The sequence below is a fragment of the Bacterioplanes sp. CLAM21 genome, from assembly GCF_059641015.1.
The window spans coordinates 3,994,146-4,010,705 of record NZ_CM184929.1 but is presented as its reverse complement, the minus strand read 5'-3'; the positions used below and the strand labels follow the sequence as shown (position 1 = coordinate 4,010,705).

At 53.6% G+C, this 16,560-nt stretch carries 17 protein-coding genes; 8 read left to right on the top strand and 9 right to left on the bottom strand.

Annotation, left to right across the window (positions count from 1 at the left end; genetic code table 11):
- Positions 1–5 precede the first annotated feature (5 nt).
- Positions 6–428, bottom strand: coding sequence for a MarR family winged helix-turn-helix transcriptional regulator (locus AC55FS_RS18300; protein WP_496933735.1), 423 nt, complete (start codon positions 426–428; stop codon positions 6–8).
- A 223-nt stretch (positions 429–651) separates the two neighbouring features.
- Between AC55FS_RS18300 and AC55FS_RS18295 the strand changes: the two genes are divergently transcribed.
- The 4 genes from AC55FS_RS18295 (at position 652) to AC55FS_RS18280 (ending at position 5,485) form a co-directional block, all read left to right on the top strand.
- On the top strand, positions 652–1,371 hold the full coding sequence (locus AC55FS_RS18295; protein ID WP_496933734.1) for an SGNH/GDSL hydrolase family protein: 720 nt from the start codon (positions 652–654) through the stop codon (positions 1,369–1,371).
- Complete coding sequence (locus tag AC55FS_RS18290) at positions 1,368–2,333, top strand: hypothetical protein (protein WP_496933733.1); 966 nt, start codon at positions 1,368–1,370, stop codon at positions 2,331–2,333. The genes AC55FS_RS18295 and AC55FS_RS18290 overlap by 4 nt, the downstream gene beginning before the upstream one ends.
- 64 nt (positions 2,334–2,397) lie before the next feature.
- Positions 2,398–3,765: a sodium-dependent transporter gene (locus AC55FS_RS18285; RefSeq protein WP_496933732.1), complete on the top strand. Its 1,368-nt coding sequence runs from the start codon at positions 2,398–2,400 to the stop codon at positions 3,763–3,765.
- 148 nt (positions 3,766–3,913) lie between these two features.
- A complete protein-coding gene (locus AC55FS_RS18280; protein WP_496933731.1) occupies positions 3,914–5,485 on the top strand; it encodes a BCCT family transporter in 1,572 nt (523 codons plus the stop codon).
- Between the two features lie 12 nt (positions 5,486–5,497).
- Here the strand turns inward: AC55FS_RS18280 and AC55FS_RS18275 are convergent, their stop codons facing one another.
- Entirely contained in the window at positions 5,498–6,148 is a 651-nt protein-coding gene (locus tag AC55FS_RS18275; protein WP_496933730.1) for a replication protein P, read from the bottom strand.
- Positions 6,069–7,229, bottom strand: coding sequence for a DnaT-like ssDNA-binding domain-containing protein (locus tag AC55FS_RS18270; RefSeq protein WP_496933729.1), 1,161 nt, complete (start codon positions 7,227–7,229; stop codon positions 6,069–6,071). The genes AC55FS_RS18275 and AC55FS_RS18270 overlap by 80 nt, the downstream gene beginning before the upstream one ends.
- A gap of 178 nt (positions 7,230–7,407) precedes the next feature.
- On the opposite strand from AC55FS_RS18270, the gene alr reads away from it, so the two are divergent.
- From alr to AC55FS_RS18250, 4 genes are all read left to right on the top strand, one after another.
- Entirely contained in the window at positions 7,408–8,508 is a 1,101-nt protein-coding gene (gene alr, locus AC55FS_RS18265) for an alanine racemase (RefSeq protein WP_496933728.1), read from the top strand.
- A 13-nt stretch (positions 8,509–8,521) separates the two neighbouring features.
- Complete coding sequence (locus AC55FS_RS18260; RefSeq protein WP_496933727.1) at positions 8,522–8,905, top strand: MmcQ/YjbR family DNA-binding protein; 384 nt, start codon at positions 8,522–8,524, stop codon at positions 8,903–8,905.
- Positions 8,906–8,991: 86 nt separating this feature from the next.
- Positions 8,992–9,993: an NADPH-dependent aldehyde reductase Ahr gene (gene ahr / locus AC55FS_RS18255; protein WP_496933726.1), complete on the top strand. Its 1,002-nt coding sequence runs from the start codon at positions 8,992–8,994 to the stop codon at positions 9,991–9,993.
- A complete protein-coding gene (locus AC55FS_RS18250; protein WP_496933725.1) occupies positions 9,993–10,718 on the top strand; it encodes a helix-turn-helix domain-containing protein in 726 nt (241 codons plus the stop codon). Before ahr ends, AC55FS_RS18250 begins: the two co-directional genes overlap by 1 nt.
- A gap of 286 nt (positions 10,719–11,004) precedes the next feature.
- Here the strand turns inward: AC55FS_RS18250 and AC55FS_RS18245 are convergent, their stop codons facing one another.
- From AC55FS_RS18245 to AC55FS_RS18220, 6 genes are all read right to left on the bottom strand, one after another.
- Positions 11,005–11,694, bottom strand: coding sequence for a winged helix-turn-helix domain-containing protein (locus AC55FS_RS18245; RefSeq protein WP_496933724.1), 690 nt, complete (start codon positions 11,692–11,694; stop codon positions 11,005–11,007).
- A gap of 94 nt (positions 11,695–11,788) precedes the next feature.
- Entirely contained in the window at positions 11,789–13,015 is a 1,227-nt protein-coding gene (locus AC55FS_RS18240; RefSeq protein ID WP_496933723.1) for a DUF2860 family protein, read from the bottom strand.
- A gap of 4 nt (positions 13,016–13,019) precedes the next feature.
- Positions 13,020–13,349 carry a hypothetical protein gene (locus AC55FS_RS18235; protein WP_496933722.1) on the bottom strand — a complete coding sequence of 110 codons (330 nt, stop codon included), beginning with the start codon at positions 13,347–13,349 and terminating at the stop codon, positions 13,020–13,022.
- Positions 13,350–13,428: 79 nt separating this feature from the next.
- Positions 13,429–15,075: a sensor histidine kinase gene (locus AC55FS_RS18230; protein WP_496933721.1), complete on the bottom strand. Its 1,647-nt coding sequence runs from the start codon at positions 15,073–15,075 to the stop codon at positions 13,429–13,431.
- A 119-nt stretch (positions 15,076–15,194) separates the two neighbouring features.
- Complete coding sequence (locus AC55FS_RS18225) at positions 15,195–15,566, bottom strand: hypothetical protein (RefSeq protein ID WP_496933720.1); 372 nt, start codon at positions 15,564–15,566, stop codon at positions 15,195–15,197.
- A 145-nt stretch (positions 15,567–15,711) separates the two neighbouring features.
- Positions 15,712–16,488: a substrate-binding periplasmic protein gene (locus AC55FS_RS18220; RefSeq protein ID WP_496933719.1), complete on the bottom strand. Its 777-nt coding sequence runs from the start codon at positions 16,486–16,488 to the stop codon at positions 15,712–15,714.
- Between the last annotated feature and the right edge of the window lie 72 nt (positions 16,489–16,560).

The window sequence follows — 16,560 nt, the reverse complement described above, 5'->3', positions numbered from 1 at the left end:
AAGCCCTAGCGCCTAGGTAGCAGCGTCGATAGAGTTTCTGCCAGTGTCATTCGTTGTTGCTGGGCGAGGGGCTCAAGCAGGCGGTCGGCGCTGTGCTCAAAAGCAATCAGAGCTTCGCTATAAATGCGTTTACCTGTCTCACTCAATTTCACCAAGCTAACCCGGGCATCACGAGGATTGAGCTGCTTTTCTACCAGGCCAATCTTTTGTAGCGGATTTAACATGCGTGTGACGCCGGAAGGACTCAAGCCAATTGCTGCGGCCAAATCCGAGCGGCGCATGGTATGAGCCGGCGCCTGGTGTAGTTGTTGCAGCAGCTGAAAATCGGACACGCCAATGCCATGGACCGACAAACTGCCGGTTAAGTGTTTGTGAAGCAGGGTCTGCAGTCTGATGAGATCGGTGAGTAAATCGGCATTGTTGGCCATGTATTTTACCAGTGCTTGATAAGTAGTTGAGTAGTCAAATATATGGTTGGCTGAATGCCTGGGTCAAGTGGCTTGACGTCATGGTGGCTTTAAATGCCTCACTCCAATAACTGAATCCCTTGGTTTGGGTGGCAACATTTCAGGCCAGGTTGCGTTGATTTCCTGCAGCTCAATACCGTCTTTCTAGTCTGGAAAAACTGTTGATGAGTGAACGGAGAGCACTATGACGACAATAAGCAAAAAACTATTGATGTTATTCAGCGCCTTATGGCTAGCAGCCTGTGGCGGTGGCAACGTAGTGTCGGATGCCGACAATGATCAGGTCATTACCTTGGGAGATTCCATTTTTGATTTATCCAACGAGCTACAGCTTAATCTCGAAGCTTACGCTGGTGAAACCTTTCGCAAGTACACCCGCAGCGGTGCCGAGCTAGAAGGTGGCATTGCTGTGCCCTCGGTGGTTGAGCAATATGCCCAGGCCCGTGGTGATAACAGCGACATTGATGTGGTGGTGATGAATGGCGGCGGTAACGATATTTTGATACCTGTGTTGACCTTGCTCGATCCACATAACTGCAAAACCCAATGGTATCAATTTGGTCGGCTGAGTGGCCGCTGTAAAAGTTTTATCGACGATCTGTATGTCGACGGCGTTAATTTACTCAACGACATGGCCGCCGATCAGGTCGAGCACGTTGTTTATTTAGGCTATTACTACACCAAAAACGGTGTTTTTAGATTGGACAGCCTGGAAGAGGCGGTAGATTACGGCAATGCCACCTTAGATCGCGCTTGTGGTAATGCCGCCGTTGACTGCCAGTTTGTTGATCCTCGCGCCAGCATAAACGACGGTGACATCATTATTGATGGCATCCACCCCGCGTCATCGGGCTCGGAAAAATTGGCGCAGTTAATCTGGCCGGTGTTGCAGCCGCTGTTATGAACTTCTGGTTAGGCATATTGGCGACGGCGTTTGCCGTCGCTCTGTTGTTGGCGCAGATGCGGCCTGTGGTGCTGCAGCGTAATCCCACAGATGCACTGTCAGAGGCCCATCTGCAGTCCGCACCCAGCAGTTTGATGCAGACAAGCTTGGCTCAGCGCTTACAGCGTGACTTTCAACCGATCGAGTCTCTGTCTGTGCGCTTGGCGCTGTATCACTTTCGACAGCAGCAAATTAATAACATGGTGCCGGTTGCGGTACTCGATAGCGCTATTGAGCAGGCTTTTCCGCTCCAGGCGATCGAGTTGCAATGGCTGTTTGCCGGGCTCGAAACTTACCAGCAGTGGCTCATGCAGCAACATAAAATCTTATTGAATATGACGCCACTTGAGCGCGAGGCACTGCTGTGGCAGCAGCGGCGTGCACTGTTTGCTGAGCAGGCTGAGCACATTTGGCAGCATGAACGGGATCAGCTGGAGCAACAGCAACTTGCCCTGCAAGCAAAATTGCAGCGCCTGCAGCAGACATCTCAGCCGTTAGAGCAAACCCTAAGCGAGCTGCAACAGCTGCTGTTAGAGACACCCACAGCCACCGAAGCTATCTCCCAGAGTGCCGTGGCGACGGTTTTTTTCAGCCTAGATTCAGTGCAGCGGCGGCTGGCGGACATGGCCGCCCTAGACAGAAAAGCCGCCATTGATCGCGCCCGCCAGCAACTGGGCATTAGTGCGGAAAGGCGTCAATGGCTTGCGCAGCGTGATGACAAACGCGAGTTACGTTGGCAACGCGGGCTGGATTATATGCTCCAGCGTCAGGCTCTGACCCAGCAGTGGCAGGGCGAGTCTTTGCAGCGGCGCCTTAATCAGCTCAGGCAGCAGGTGTTTGGCCATGAGGCCATCACCATTGCACGCGAGGAGCAGCAGGGGTTTTTTCGCTATCAGCGGCCGCGCTATTACGGCCGTAACTGAGCGGCGCTGCTTGAAACGCCAAGGTCCCGTATAATCGCCGCTTTTTTGCCGTCGCGGAGTAGCCATGGCCGATCCTCAAACCCCTGTTCGCTGGCAATCGCGCCGCGCCTTTATCCTTGCCGTCACTGGCGCCGCCGTGGGTCTTGGCAATATTTGGCGTTTCCCTTACATGACCGGTGAAAACGGTGGCAGTGCGTTTTTATTGCAGTATGTGCTGTTTATTCTGGTGCTCGGGCTGCCGGTGATGATGGCCGAAATCATGATTGGTCGCACCGGTCGGGCAGGCCCATTAGAAGCACTGACGAAACTGGCTAAACGTAACGGCTCAGGCTCACAATGGCGCTGGCTGGCCATGTTTGGCGGGCTTACCCTGTTCTGTATTTTATCTTTTTATGCCGTGGTGTCGGGTTGGTCGCTGGCATATCTTGGCAAGTCCGTGAGTGGTGAATTTATTGGCTTAACCACCCCCGAAGTTGGCGCCCATTTTAATAGTTTTTTGCAAGACTTGCCTTTGATGCTGGGCTGTCACGTCGCCTTTTTGCTGATGACCATGGCGGTGGTGGCCCGTGGCGTCAGCGCTGGCCTTGAAAAGCTAAATAACTTGTTAATGCCGCTGTTGTATCTGCTGCTGTTATTGCTGGCCGGCTTTGCGGCCACCACACCGGGCTTTGCCACAGCTATGCACTGGCTATTTTGGCCAGATCTTGAGGCATTAAGTTGGCAGGCCACCTTAGATGCCATGGGCCATGCCTTTTTTACCCTGGCGGTGGGTGCTTGTGCACTGATGACCTACGGCGCTTATATGCCAGAGCAGCAAAGTTTACCGCGTGCTGCGGTGGCGGTGGCGGTACTGGATGTGGTGGTGGCCTTGCTGGCGGGAATCGCGATTTTTGCCGTGGTGTTTAGCCATAATATGGAACCCGCCGCAGGGCCTGGGTTGATGTTTGTGACCCTGCCGGTCGCTTTTGCGGACGTGCCGGGCGGCCCTTTGTGGCTGTCGGCCTTCTTTTTACTTCTGGTACTGGCCACCTGGACCAGTTCCATTAACTTGGCAGAACCCTTGGTGGCCATGTTGGTCGACAAACACTGGCCGCGCCCGCTGGCATCATTAGCGGTCGGCTTCAGCGTTTGGGCGGTGGGCGTGGCGGCTGCCTTGTCTTTTGGGGTGCTGGCCGACTGGCATCCTCTGGCCTTTATCGATGTCTTTGCCGGTAAGACCTTATTTGATTTATTGACCAGCATTCCACCGGATGTGTTTTTGCCCATCGGCGGTTTATTAATTGCCTGGTTTGCGGCCAAGGTGCTGACCGCAGAGCAAATAGATGCTGCCTTGGGCAGTGCCGGCGTCGCCTTGTGGTGGCGGCGTTGCGTATTGTGGCTGTCTATTCCACTGCTACTGCTGATTTTGCTGGTGACTCTGTATCGCTGGTAGCCAAATTGTACCGCTGGTAGCCAGAGCTGACATCTGTGTGCTATTACCTTGCACATGATGCGTGAATCTGGACAATTCCCGCCCCGCAAAGCCCATCTCATGATGGGCTTTTTTTATCCCGGTTTGTTACCGGCTCAAAGGAGACTTCATGCAAAACATTAAAACAGAGTCGGTGCGCACGCCGCTTGCTCATGGTCCACCTCAGAGCTGGCTAGCTCATATCGACTGGCCCGTTCTGGTGCTCAGTGGTGGTTCCCTCGTGCTCTTCACCGTGCTCTCATTATTCAATCAACAAGCCGTATCTGACTGGGTCTCATCCAGTTTTTCCATTGCCACCCAATGGTTTGGGGTGTATTGGCAAATCTTATTATTACTAACGTTTTTTATTGGTCTGGTGTTGGCATTTGGCCGTACCGGCGATGTGGTGCTGGGCGGCACCGACCAACCAGAAATGTCGACCTTTCGCTGGACCAGCATCATCATGTGCACCTTGCTGGCCGGTGGCGGTGTGTTTTGGGCAGCGGCGGAGCCGATGGCGCATTTCACCTCGCAGCCACCGCTGTTTGCGGCTGAAGAGGCGGGCAGTTTAAGCGCGGCGCATCACGCGTTGGCGCAAAGTTTTATGCATTGGGGCTTTCTCGCCTGGGCCATTCTCGGCAGTTTGACCGGCATTGTGTTTATGTATTTGCACTATGAAAAAGGTCTGCCACTGAAGCCCCGCACCTTGCTTTACCCTGTGTTTGGCGACAAAGCCTTACATGGCCCGCTGGCCAGTTTGGTCGACGCTGCCTGTGTATTGGCGGTAGTGGCCGGTACCGTCGGGCCGATTGGCTTTTTGGGCTTACAAGTGAGCTTCGGTCTGGAAAAGCTGTTTGGTATTCCCGATACCTTTGCCACTCAGCTGGCGGTGTTGTTGGGGCTGATTGTGCTCTATACCTTATCGTCGGTCTCGGGTGTGACCAAAGGCATTCAATTGCTGAGCCGCTTTAATGTGGTGCTGGCAGTGGTACTGATGGCCATTATCGTGCTGTTTGGGCCGACGGCGTTTATCTCCGATGCCTTTTTGGCTTCATTTGGTATTTATCTCGATCAGTTTATTCCTATGGCCACCTTCCGTGCTGATCCGGGCTGGCTGGATTGGTGGACGGTGTTCTTTTGGGGCTGGTTTTTGGGGTATGGCCCTTTGATGGCGATGTTTGTCGCCCGTATTTCCCGTGGTCGTACCATTCGTCAAATGGTGGTGCTGATTTCACTGTTAGCGCCTGTGATTACCTGTGTGTGGTTCACCATTATCGGCGGTTCTGGCTTGGCGTTTGAGTTGCAGCAGCCCGGGGTGATTTCAGAGCCCTTTACTGGCTTTAACTTGCCCGCTGCTTTGTTGGCCATTACCGAGCAGTTGCCGGCAGGGTTTTGGATGTCGCTGGCGTTTTTAGTGCTGACCACGGTATTTGTTGCCACCACAGGTGATTCCATGACCTATGCCGTGTCGATGGTGATGACGGGTCATGATCACCCACATAGCGGCGTGCGCGTATTCTGGGGCGTGATGATGGGGGTGATGGCAGCGGTGCTGATTTCCCTCGGCTCAGGTTCTATCTCGGCGCTGCAGTCCTTTATTGTGGTCACGGCAGTACCGGTATCTTTGGTATTGCTGCCGAGTCTTTGGACGGCACCACGCATTGCCCGACAGATGCTGCAACAGCAGCAACAGTCCCAATAGGCTCCTTAATAGTTACAGCGCGTTTTTTAGTTCCTGCAAACGCCGCTGCTGCTCTTCAGGGGAGAGCGGCACGGCGCTCTCTTCTGGCAATGCAACAGGCAACTCCAACTCCAGTGATTCACCTTGCTCAAGGCGCTGCAATAGCAGCTCGTAGTTGCGCTGAAATACCGGAAAGGCCTGGCGTTCGGTGCTGTTGGCCAGAAAATACCAGTCACTGGCTCGACCGGCGTAATACACCGCAGGATGACTCCAGTTAAAGCTGTGTTTGGGGGATGGCGCTCGGCAGGCTTCGATATAGGCGGCATGGGCGTCGGGTAACCCCAAGACGTCAGCTCGGTCACAGCGGCGCACAACATCGTGCACCGTAGGCAAATAAGTACTGTCTTTTACTGCCTTTTCCGCCGCCCGCATAATCACCTCACCTGAGTAGTCGAGCAGCAAACGTGACCACAGCCGTTTCGCCATGACCAGGGTGTCGTAATCGGGAAACGCTTTTAAAAACTGGTTGTGATAGTTAAAGCGAAACAGCTCAAAGATCTGATTGATGGCTTCTTTTTGCGCCACACTGGGCTGTGGCTCGGCGTTACCAGCTGGTGTCTTTGAGTCTTTGGACGCTGGCTTCAGCTGTTGCGTAATGCGGTTGAGCAGTTGCTTGCTGTCCATTGGATACTCCATTGCTAGGCTGCGCGAGACGGCGCGCCCACTGTTGTTTCACATATTGTAAAAAGCGGCTGTTCCAGCTGTTGTGCGCTTGGCCTGAGTCGCGCCAGTAGAGCACAAACTCGCCCACCAAGCCTTGGGCAAATTGGCGATCAATGTGGCCCATGGCGAGAATATCAAAGCAGTCTTCGGCCGGCTGCCAATTGTCAGCAATGGGCGTTGGTAAACTGGAATGCTCCACCGAGGCGCTGTAGCGTGCCCATTGTTGGCGCACATGCTGGATAAACTTGCTGTTCCAGGTTTTATACGCATCTCCACGCTCGGACCAATAGAGCACAAACTCGGGCACAGCGTCGGCGATAAATTGCGGATCAACACCAGCACGTTGCAGAATCTGGCTAGCATCCTGGCTGGGTTGCCAGTCGGCGGATATCGGCTGTGGCTGCTCTTGTTGCGGTTGAAAGCCGGTGCGCTCGAGTTGGCGTTTGCCGCGCTGGGCGTCGTTTTGAGTAAACACCCACTGCTGCTTCACATGGCGAAAAAAACGCGTATTCCAGTCGTTGCGATTGGCGCCTTGCTCTTGCCCTTGCAGCATAAATACATCGTATTGGCTCATGGCAAAGCTGCGCGGAATGCCGTGTTGCTCAAGTCTTAACAAGGTATCTTCTTGCGGCTGCCAGCTGCGCTGCAAAGGTTGATGGCGGCTAGGGCGCTCAGCCTGAGCTGCCTGGGGCTGATACTGGCCGGCTGGCTGAGCAACTTGATGGTGAGTGGGTGAATTCGGCTGTGCCGTTGACTCGCTGTAAGCAAAAGACAGCACATTGCTGTCGGCAAAACCGGGTCCTTGCAGCTGCAGCAGACCTTTATCGAGCAAACTATTGAGCACCCTGCGCACGCTGATGTCATCCCAGAAGGGCAGTTGCTGGCGCAGCGCTGCGGTGCTGACCTGATATACGGGCCCAGCTTGGCTGCAGGCCGCATCATTCAGCACGGTCAATAGCAAGGCCTCTTCCAGGCCTATGGTGGCGGCCAGGGTCGATGACAGGGCGATAATTTTGTCAGAAAACAGCGGGTGGCTGGCCATGCATTCGCATCCGGCAGGTAAGTTGATACATAATGCCGGCATTGTACTGTGTTTGAACCGCCTCTTAACAGCGGCTGTCTGGAGAACGGCAGCCGTTTTTGTTTTAAGGTGCTACTCGCTCACACCCGAGCATCAGGGGCGGACGGCCCTGGTGCCAGTATTGAAGGAAGTGAACCCTATGACACGCGCTACCAGAGCTGAGATTAACTGGGCCAACCTGAGACACAACTACCAGCTGGCACGCCAGCATAGTCAGGGCAAAGCCCTGGCCGTGGTAAAAGCCGATGGTTACGGCCATGGGCTGGAAAATTGTGCCCGCGCGTTAGGTGATGCCGATGGTTTTGCGGTGGCCTGCGTCGATGAAGCCATTCGACTGCGCGAAGCTGGCATCAAGCGTTCGATTTTAGTGTTGCAGGGTGCTTACAACGTTGACGAATGGGTGATTGCGTCGCAACTCGGTTTGCAACTGGTGGTGCATCATGGGCAACAACTAGAGCACGCCAGCCAAGCAGCACTGACTAACCCTATTTCGGTATGGCTGAAAATCAACACGGGTATGAACCGGGTAGGCATCTTTGCCGACCAAGTGGCCGACTGCGTAGAACACATCCGCCAGCAGCCGCTTTTGCAACTGGTCAGTGTGATGACGCACTTTGCCAATGCTGATACGGGCTTGGCAGAGGATGTCAGTGCTCCTATGGCATTGTTACAGCAAGTGGCTAAGCAACTGCCCGAGCTGCAAATCAGCGCTTGCAACAGCGCGGCGATTTTGGGCGATAACGGCCTGGTCGATGATGTCAGTAGGCCCGGCATTATGTTGTATGGCAGCTCGCCAATGATTGAACAATCGGCTGCAGAGCTAGGTTTAAAGCCGGTAATGAATCTGATGTCAGAAATCATTTCTGTGCATAGCGTTAAACAAGGTGATCGAGTCGGCTACGGCGGCGATTGGCTGGCGCAGCGTGATACCACGCTGGCTGTGGTGGCGATTGGTTACGGCGATGGTTATCCTCGCCATGCACCGTCAGGTACACCAGTGATGGTTGAGGGTGTTGAATGCCCGCTGGCGGGACGTGTATCGATGGATATGATTACCGTTGATATTACCGATCACCCGCAACGCGAGCAGCTGTCGCTTGGCGCCAGCGTGCAATTATGGGGTGATCAGTTGGACGTCGATCGTATTGCGACAGCCGCTGGCACCATTGCTTATGAGCTGTTTTGCCAGCTCACCCCGAGAGTCAAACGACTGGCCACAGAGGCCGTTATCAACTCATAGCCAAGGAGCGCACATGGACGAGCAACAGTTGGCCGATTACCTGGCCAGTAAACCGGAGGCCGAACTGGATTATCCGTTTGGCCCCGAGGCGAAGGTATACAAGGTGGCAGGCAAGATGTTTGCGCTGCTTTATAGCCAGGGCGGTGAGGTGCGCGTTAACCTGAAATGCAATCCAGAGCAGGCGCAGCAGTTGCGCGATGTGTTTACTGGTGTGTTGCCTGGCTATCACATGAATAAACGCCATTGGAATACCGTGCTGCTTGACGATGATGTGCCAGCAACAGAGATAGAGCGCCAAGTGGATCACTCCTATGGCCTGGTGATGTCTGGGCTGCCAAAAGGTAAACGTCGCCACTTTGAAACTTGTTATCCTAAGGAACAGCTGTACTGCGATTAATGCCCATTCAAGAAGTTATCTGATTCGAGCAAACTTGCTATCTGTACCAGACTGTTGATCACCCTTATGTGATTTTCGGAGTCGTTATGATTAAAGCCTATGCCGCAATGCAGCCCGGTGGTGAGCTGCAACCGTTTGAATATGACCCAGGTCCGCTGGGCGATCAGGATGTCGAAATCGATGTTGAATATTGTGGTATTTGCCACAGCGATTTAAGCATGCTGGATAACGAATGGGGCATCAGCCAATACCCACTGGTTCCAGGCCATGAAGTCACCGGCAAGATTGCTGCGGTGGGGGCTCAGGTGCGCCACTTTATGGTCGGCGATCGCGTTGGTTTGGGCTGGCATGCTGGCTATTGCGGTCACTGCAATACCTGCCTCGATGGTGATCATAATTTGTGCTCTGGCGCGGTCGATACCATTGTTGGTCGTCACGGCGGTTTTGCCGATAAGGTCCGTGCCCAAGCCACCAGCGTGGTGCATTTGCCCGATCAGCTCGATGCCAGCACCTCGGGGCCGCTATTTTGCGGCGGTATTACGGTCTATAACCCACTGCGCCAGTTTGATATTAAGCCCACCGCCAAAGTGGGCGTAATCGGCATTGGTGGCTTGGGGCATATGGCGCTGCAGTTTGTAAACGCCTGGGGCTGTGAGGTCACTGCATTTACCTCTTCCGACAGTAAGCGTGAACAAGCGCTGTCGTTGGGGGCGCATAACACGCTTAATTCGCGTGATGCTAGGGCATTGGAACAGGCGGCGGGGCGGTTTGATTTGCTGCTGTCGACGGTCAATGTGGCGCTTGATTGGAATGCCTATCTGGCGACATTAAAGCCGAAAGGGCGTCTGCATTTGCTCGGTGCTGTGCTAGAGCCCCTCGATATCAGCGTCTTTGCACTGCTGTCTGGGCAACGCAGTGTCTCCAGTTCGCCAGTTGGCAGCCCGGCCACCATCGCTCAGATGCTGGAGTTTGCCGGCCGTCATAATATTCATCCTCAGGTTGAGGAGTTTGCGATGGCAGACGTGAATGCTGCCATTGAACATTTACGAAATGGCCAACCACGCTATCGCATTGTGTTAAAGAATTGATGCAACCCTCTCTTGAACTGCGCAGTTTCAGTCAGGAATTAAAAGCACACCAGCATGATTTTCATCAGCTGGTGTTGCCCGTTCAAGGTCAGTTGGAAATGACCCTTGAGGGCCGTGATGGCTGCGCCACTGAGTCCTGTCTGGCGTTGGTATCGGCGGGGGTTCGCCATGGCTTTGCCGCGCCCACGGATAACTGTTTCGTGATTGCCGATATTCCCACCGCCTGGATGCAGGGGTTGGAAAGTTGGCCTGCGTTTCAGACCTTGGATGAACCTTTGCGGCAGTATGTGCGTTTTCTCTATGCCCAGCTGACGCAGCACGGCGGTGGTGCGGCCGAGCGTCATATGCTGATGTTATTGTTGCAGCTACTGCAGCAGCGACAACAAGGTGCACAAGCACTGCCAGATCAGCGCATGCAGGCAGTGCGTAGCTACATCGAGGAGCATTTTGCCAAGCCGCTCACCCTGACTCAGCTGGCGGCGGTGGCTCATCTGAGTGTGCGTCAACTGTCATCGCGTTTTCGCCAATCGGAAGGACAAACCCCATTACAGTATTTAACCCAGGTGCGCATGCAGCGTGCCCAGTGGCTGCTGCAATCGACCCGATTGCCGGTACAGCAAGTAGCGGACGCCGTCGGTTACACCAATCTGGCGGCCTTTAGTGATCGTTTTCGTCATTATTGTGGCCACTCTCCGCGTTATTACCGTCAACACGCGCCACGATAACTGCTGATTGGCAAAACACGAGCGCCATTTGGGCAAAGTTTTTCAGCTCAAAATCGCTATCCTTAGCGCTACTTCTTAGACGAGTTTCTCCATTGAGCTTTCACATGGATAACCTTCGTGTACCGCTGAGCTGCCTTGCATTGGCGACGCAGACATTACACGACTGGCGTTACCCTGATTGCTTGAATCGTCTTTCTCGTACTACCTCGCTCAGACTCTGATCAACCTCCGCTGTGTTGATTGGCTTTGAGGTGCCGCAGCCATGGCTGCGGCTTTTTTTTGCCCATTACATGGTCAACAAATAACCGCGATTGCGTACGGTTTTGATCAAGGTAGGGGCGTTGGGATCATCACCTAGCTTGGCACGAATTCTGGACACATTGATATCAATGCTGCGATTGCAGCCGTCGTAATCAATGCCACGCAAGTTTTCAAAAATGTAATCACGCGACAAAATCTGCCCGGCATGACGTGCCAATAACCACAGCAGTTCATACTCAGTATTGGACAAGTTAATCAGCTGCTGTTGGCGCATCACTGTGCGGGCTGAATCGTTGATGGTTAGGTCGTGAACGCTCAGCGTGCGGCCTTGTTGACTGCTCTGATGCTGGCCTTCGCTGCGCCTTAATAGCGCTTTGATATGGGCCAGCAACACCCTGGGCTCAACGGGTTTGTGCACATAGTCATCGGCGCCAACTTCTAGCCCCAAGATTTCATCAATATTATCGCTGCGCGCGGTGAGCATCAGAATGGGTCCCTGATAAAAATGGCGCGCCTGTTTGCATACATCAAAACCATCCACTTGCGGCAGCATGACGTCGACAATGGCCAAATCCGGATGCTGACGTAACAACGCCAGACCGCTCACACCGCACTCTGCCAGCTGTACGCTAAAGCCTTGCACACCCAGGTATTCGGCAATCAATTGCGCTAACTCAGGATCATCTTCAATGATGGCGATACGTTTGTTTTCCATTATGTTTCTCTCGCAGCAAACGTCAGCCAAGGGCTGAATAGGTATACCTGTTGGTGGTTGGGCACCACCGATGGAATGGATGTGTTGAGCATGGTTAATCCATTCGGTACTGCAGACTGAGCTGAGTCAGTTGGCGTTGGTATTGATAAATATCCAAATTAGAGTCACGCCTATCGTATTGATGTGATAACGCCAATTGCCAATGCTTTTGCCACTGCCATTGCAGTTTTAACCGATGTTGCCAGCTATGGTCATCGCGTTTGATGACGTAAAGTTCATCGCGCTGGCGGTAATCGCGCTGGCTATAGGCACTGCGCCACTGCAATTGCCACTGCTGCTGATACCATTGCCAGGGAGTGCTGTATGACAGGCTCCATTGGCTTTCATCGTAGCTTTCGCTAGTGCCATCCAAGTTGGCCTGACGCCAATCTGCCGCTGCCTGCATAACGCTGTTACTCCAATCGAACTGGTATTGCAGAGTCTGGCTGATACGAGTGCCTTGGCGCTGGTCATCTTCCTTTTGCAGATAGCGTCTTGGGTTGGCTTCCGCCATGACACTGAGACTGTGCTGATCAGCCAATTGCCAGAGGCCACCGACGGTGACAAAGCCATAGTTGGCGAGGGCATCATTGCCGACATAGATATGACTGATAGCCAGGTTGGTGTGCAGGCGCCACTGTTGTAGCGGCCATTGCAGGCCGGCACGCAGATTGGCAAAACTGAGATTCGAGCGACTGATGTCCTGATAGCGTTTGTCATACAGGCTGATGCCGAGATGATAGCGACTAACGGTTGGCAATCGATTGGATAAGTAACTGGCATCGTATTGCAGGCCAGCAAACTGATCGGCGCTTTTGACCGATTCACGCTTAAGCTCACCTATCTCAAGCTCGGCATCGTCCGGTCCTATGGTGGCATTGCTGTCGTGTCCGACAAACAGCTGTGCGTGCTGTAACCAATAGGATTGGCTGAGACCCTGGCGCTGACGTTCAACGTTGGCAAGAAAACGCTCAATATTGGCACGCACCTGCTCTGGTACCTGCTGTGCTTGCAAGACGGCACTGGCCCAATGCTGAGCCTGATCAAACTCGCCCAAATGCAGATAACTCACTGCCAGCTCGAGCTGCAGTCGCAGCTGCTGAGGGTGCTGCTCTATGGCCTGTAACAACAGCTCGACGGATTGCTGCAGCTGCCCTTGCTGACGCAATTCGATGCCCTGTTGCAGTGCTTCCGTGGATGCCATGGTGAGCGGACACAGCGCTGCTAAAAGCGCAGCCAGTAACGAGGTTCGCATGGTTCGAACAATGTAAGGGGAACCCATAGGACTACTGATCACCTCCCTGTAACTGGGTGCCGATGATCTCATCTGGTATTTCCGAGCCTGGTGGCACTTCAAAATCTAACTCATCATCCATGGTTTTTTGATAATCCAGTAAGTAGCTTTGATCGAGCTGGTGCAGCAGGTTTTCAGCGCTGCCCGCGATACCTGTGCCATAGCGCTGCGGGCTATCCGTGTGCTCGTTGGTCTCGGTGGTTGGCGCCGTATTGCCCCAGTGGCCCCAATCCTGATCGGTGATCGGTTCGGTTGGCTGTTCAGCGTGGGCCGCTAGGCTCATGCCGCTGCCAAGCAGGATCACAATAACTGCTCTGTTCATAGGCTTAACTCTGTTCGCTAGATGCTCAGGGTACCCTGAGTGACAAGGCGCTGGGTGGTGCGCCGGTATCGGCTTTGTATCAACTATGTATCAAAGCCGCTGGATGTGTGGTGGGCTGGGATACTGTAACGACGGGCAACTGCAGTCGGACCTCGCAGCCTCCTAACCGCTGACTGCGATGGATCGATACTTGGCCCTGATGGGCTTCAATAATCCGCTTTACCATGGCGAGGCCCAGCCCAAAGCCCTGTTGGCTTGCCGCAGGTTCTATGCCCAAGGTGCCATTGGCTGGGTTGCTATTGTTGTTGCCCTGGTTGTTGTTTTGAATATGGCGAGGGCGACTACTATCGACGCGGTAAAACGCTTGCCACACATGATCTCTGTGTTCTTTTGCTATGCCTGGGCCATTGTCCTCAACCGACAGTTGCAGCCCATCTTGCTGTTTCATGGTGCGTATCAGTACCTTGCCTTGGCCATAGCGCAGCGCATTGCTAATCAGATTGTTTAACGCACGCATCAACTGAGTCGGTTCTGCCAATAGCACGGCTGGGTAGTCACTTTGCAATTCAACTTGGGCGGCACTGGTCGCCGACAGCTCGCTGATCAAGGCCTCTAACATTGGCTGTAATTCAACCTCGATCAACTGCCAGTCTTGACTGTACTCCAACTGTGCATGGCTCAGAATTTCTGCCGTGAGGGCGTTTAAATTGTGTAAGTCACGCCGTATACCGACCAGTAAAGGGTGATGGTCGGCAAGATCGAGCTGATCTTGTAACGCTTGCAGTCGAAACAGGCTGCGCGCCACCGGAGTGCGTAATTCATGGGCAATGTCGTTACTGAGTTGGCGTTGTTGCAATAGCAGTGAATGAATGCGTTGTTGCAGGTGATTCACACTGTCGGCAATGGCACTGAGTTCATCATTGCCGGGCAGATGAATGCTGATCAGCTGATCATGACCGGCATTGGCGATGCTGGCCTGCAAATTCTGTATGCGCCGCTCCAGCTGCTGGTTTAATCGCCAGCCAATCAGTAATAAGAAAATTAATGCAGCGCCGGCCAGAGCTGCCATCCAAGCTGGTGGATAGGGCTCAAATACTGGCACAGGGCCGAGCTGTAAAAACTCGCCACTGTTGCCAAGCGGAGCAATGGCGGTCATATGAGCAGGCTCTGCGGTACTCAGTAGGGTAACGATTTCGCCGGCTTGCAGCTGTCGCAGCTGCGCTTCTTGTAGTGACAGTTGATGTGCCGTCCGTCGTGTCAGGCCATTAGGAAACCAGCCTTGCAGCTGCTCAAAACGTTGTTGGCGCTGGCTGTTCGGATAACGTCCAAGATCGTTCAGTATCAATACCATGGCGGTGCGCAATTGCGCTGGCTGAAACTGAGATAAGCGCACTTCAAAGCGTTGCTGCTCAGGTAGCGCAATACTAATAATGGCAGGATGTTGCTGCTGTACCTGAATCCCTTTTGCAGGGCCTGCTGATTCGTTGATCGATGCACTGGCAGGCTTTAACAGGTGCTGTATGGCCTGTAACCAGGCCTGCTGTTTTTCTCCCTGATGACGCATCAGGCCGTCTCGGGCCAGTTGCATCAAGCCTTGGGTATGGCGTTGCAAATAGTACTGCCAGCGCCACTGTTTTTGCCACCAAAGCGCGCCTGCCGTGGCCAGCGCAATGACCAAGCTGGAGGCCAGTAAGGCCAGATATAGACGAAGAAAAATTCGGTTCATAGGCTGTCAATCGTTGCAGAATGAAGTGGGCACAACGCTTTCAGCGTTGCTTCAAAGGGTGCCGCCCGGGCTGCAGCAATGCAAGGACTGTGAGAATGCCATCGCCCGGGGGCTGAGTGTTATCCGGCTAGATCAACAGGAATGCCATCCTCATTCAGTTCAATGCTGCCGCTATCCACTGGAATTGCATCATCGGGGTCGATGGCAAAGTCTTGTGGAATGTCGACCGTTACCTCATCGCCGCTGGCTGGTAATGGGTTGGCTACGGGGTCTGTGTCCAGTCCGGTAAAGGGAGTACCGGCCAATTGAGTGCCTGCGGCAAAATCGGCGCTGTTGCTGACGTCGAGTTCGGTTTGCAACAGTTCGGCATCATTAACGCTGGGTGCCGATAAGTCGGCATCACTGCTCCAGTCTCCCCATTGCTCAGCCTGAGCCGTTAAGCTCGCGGCCAGCCAGAGACTGGCCAGCCAGGACAGATGTTTAGCTTTCATAGCATCGCTCCATATGATTAAAAGTCACCAGCCCATGTAGCTGGTCAAACCATAGTGGCGAGCTTGCGGTCATAGGTCTGTGCCGGCCCTGTTGCGCAGATGTTGGCGAGGTAACAAAGCTTGTTACACAGGCCCTAGTGAGCGCTTAGGGATTGGCGGATTGTGGCGGTAAGCCAAGTTCAGTCAGGGCGCCTTTGGCTCTGAGCTTTTTTAAACCGATATTAAAACGACGCAACAGCTCAACGCTGCGATCACTACTCTTGGGCAGCAATAAATGGCCGCCATCTTGTCTAACGGGCAGTGGGTGATAGGTGAACATAGCTTGCTGTTCGTCGCTGAAATCGGACTTCAAAAAGCCCAGGCCTGCATGTTTATCGATGGGGAACAGATCAATGCGTTTGTGCTGTAACATGGTAAACAGCATGCGGTCATCGTGGGCGGTGCTGCTGGAGAAAACTTGCTGTTTTTGTGCCTGTGCAAAGGCTTCCCCAAAGGCCTGGCCATCGTTACTGTACTGAGCAACTCCTACTCGCAGACCTTTCAAATCGTCATAGTTTTTCCAATCGAAATCATAGTCAACACGATGAAAAAAAACGGTTTCGGCCATCATGACAGGCTCGCTGATGTAAAAGTCTTCGGCCCGCTCGGCGGTTGCAAACCAGACACCAGTGCCTTCAACCATCGCGCTTTGGGCCAGTTTGTAAGATCGTGTCCAGGGATAAAACTCAAACTCCACGTCAATGCCTTGATCGGCAAATGCCTGCTGAATGGCGTGAGAGGCCAGACCAAAGTTGGGTGCTTTGCTGTCGTGATAGGGTGGCCACTCACCGATGGCAATGCGCACCTTTTCTGTTTCGGTGCTCTCTTGGCTTAGGGCGATGCTTGAGCAGAAGCAAATGATTAATAAGGTCAATACGCGCATGGCAACACTCCTTGGTTGCAATAACCATAGCCATGTTTTGCTACCGCAAGCGGCAAAAGTCAGGATTGCAAC

Excerpts from the sequence above, each read along its gene's own strand:
- AC55FS_RS18300 (WP_496933735.1), bottom strand. The coding sequence starts at position 428 with ATGGCCAACAATGCCGATTTACTCACCGATCTCATCAGACTGCAGACC.
- AC55FS_RS18295 (WP_496933734.1), top strand. The coding sequence starts at position 652 with ATGACGACAATAAGCAAAAAACTATTGATGTTATTCAGCGCCTTATGG.
- AC55FS_RS18290 (WP_496933733.1), top strand. The coding sequence starts at position 1,368 with ATGAACTTCTGGTTAGGCATATTGGCGACGGCGTTTGCCGTCGCTCTG.
- AC55FS_RS18285 (WP_496933732.1), top strand. The coding sequence starts at position 2,398 with ATGGCCGATCCTCAAACCCCTGTTCGCTGGCAATCGCGCCGCGCCTTT.
- AC55FS_RS18280 (WP_496933731.1), top strand. The coding sequence starts at position 3,914 with ATGCAAAACATTAAAACAGAGTCGGTGCGCACGCCGCTTGCTCATGGT.
- AC55FS_RS18275 (WP_496933730.1), bottom strand. The coding sequence starts at position 6,148 with ATGGACAGCAAGCAACTGCTCAACCGCATTACGCAACAGCTGAAGCCA.
- AC55FS_RS18270 (WP_496933729.1), bottom strand. The coding sequence starts at position 7,229 with ATGGCCAGCCACCCGCTGTTTTCTGACAAAATTATCGCCCTGTCATCG.
- alr (WP_496933728.1), top strand. The coding sequence starts at position 7,408 with ATGACACGCGCTACCAGAGCTGAGATTAACTGGGCCAACCTGAGACAC.
- AC55FS_RS18260 (WP_496933727.1), top strand. The coding sequence starts at position 8,522 with ATGGACGAGCAACAGTTGGCCGATTACCTGGCCAGTAAACCGGAGGCC.
- ahr (WP_496933726.1), top strand. The coding sequence starts at position 8,992 with ATGATTAAAGCCTATGCCGCAATGCAGCCCGGTGGTGAGCTGCAACCG.
- AC55FS_RS18250 (WP_496933725.1), top strand. The coding sequence starts at position 9,993 with ATGCAACCCTCTCTTGAACTGCGCAGTTTCAGTCAGGAATTAAAAGCA.
- AC55FS_RS18245 (WP_496933724.1), bottom strand. The coding sequence starts at position 11,694 with ATGGAAAACAAACGTATCGCCATCATTGAAGATGATCCTGAGTTAGCG.
- AC55FS_RS18240 (WP_496933723.1), bottom strand. The coding sequence starts at position 13,015 with ATGGGTTCCCCTTACATTGTTCGAACCATGCGAACCTCGTTACTGGCT.
- AC55FS_RS18235 (WP_496933722.1), bottom strand. The coding sequence starts at position 13,349 with ATGAACAGAGCAGTTATTGTGATCCTGCTTGGCAGCGGCATGAGCCTA.
- AC55FS_RS18230 (WP_496933721.1), bottom strand. The coding sequence starts at position 15,075 with ATGAACCGAATTTTTCTTCGTCTATATCTGGCCTTACTGGCCTCCAGC.
- AC55FS_RS18225 (WP_496933720.1), bottom strand. The coding sequence starts at position 15,566 with ATGAAAGCTAAACATCTGTCCTGGCTGGCCAGTCTCTGGCTGGCCGCG.
- AC55FS_RS18220 (WP_496933719.1), bottom strand. The coding sequence starts at position 16,488 with ATGCGCGTATTGACCTTATTAATCATTTGCTTCTGCTCAAGCATCGCC.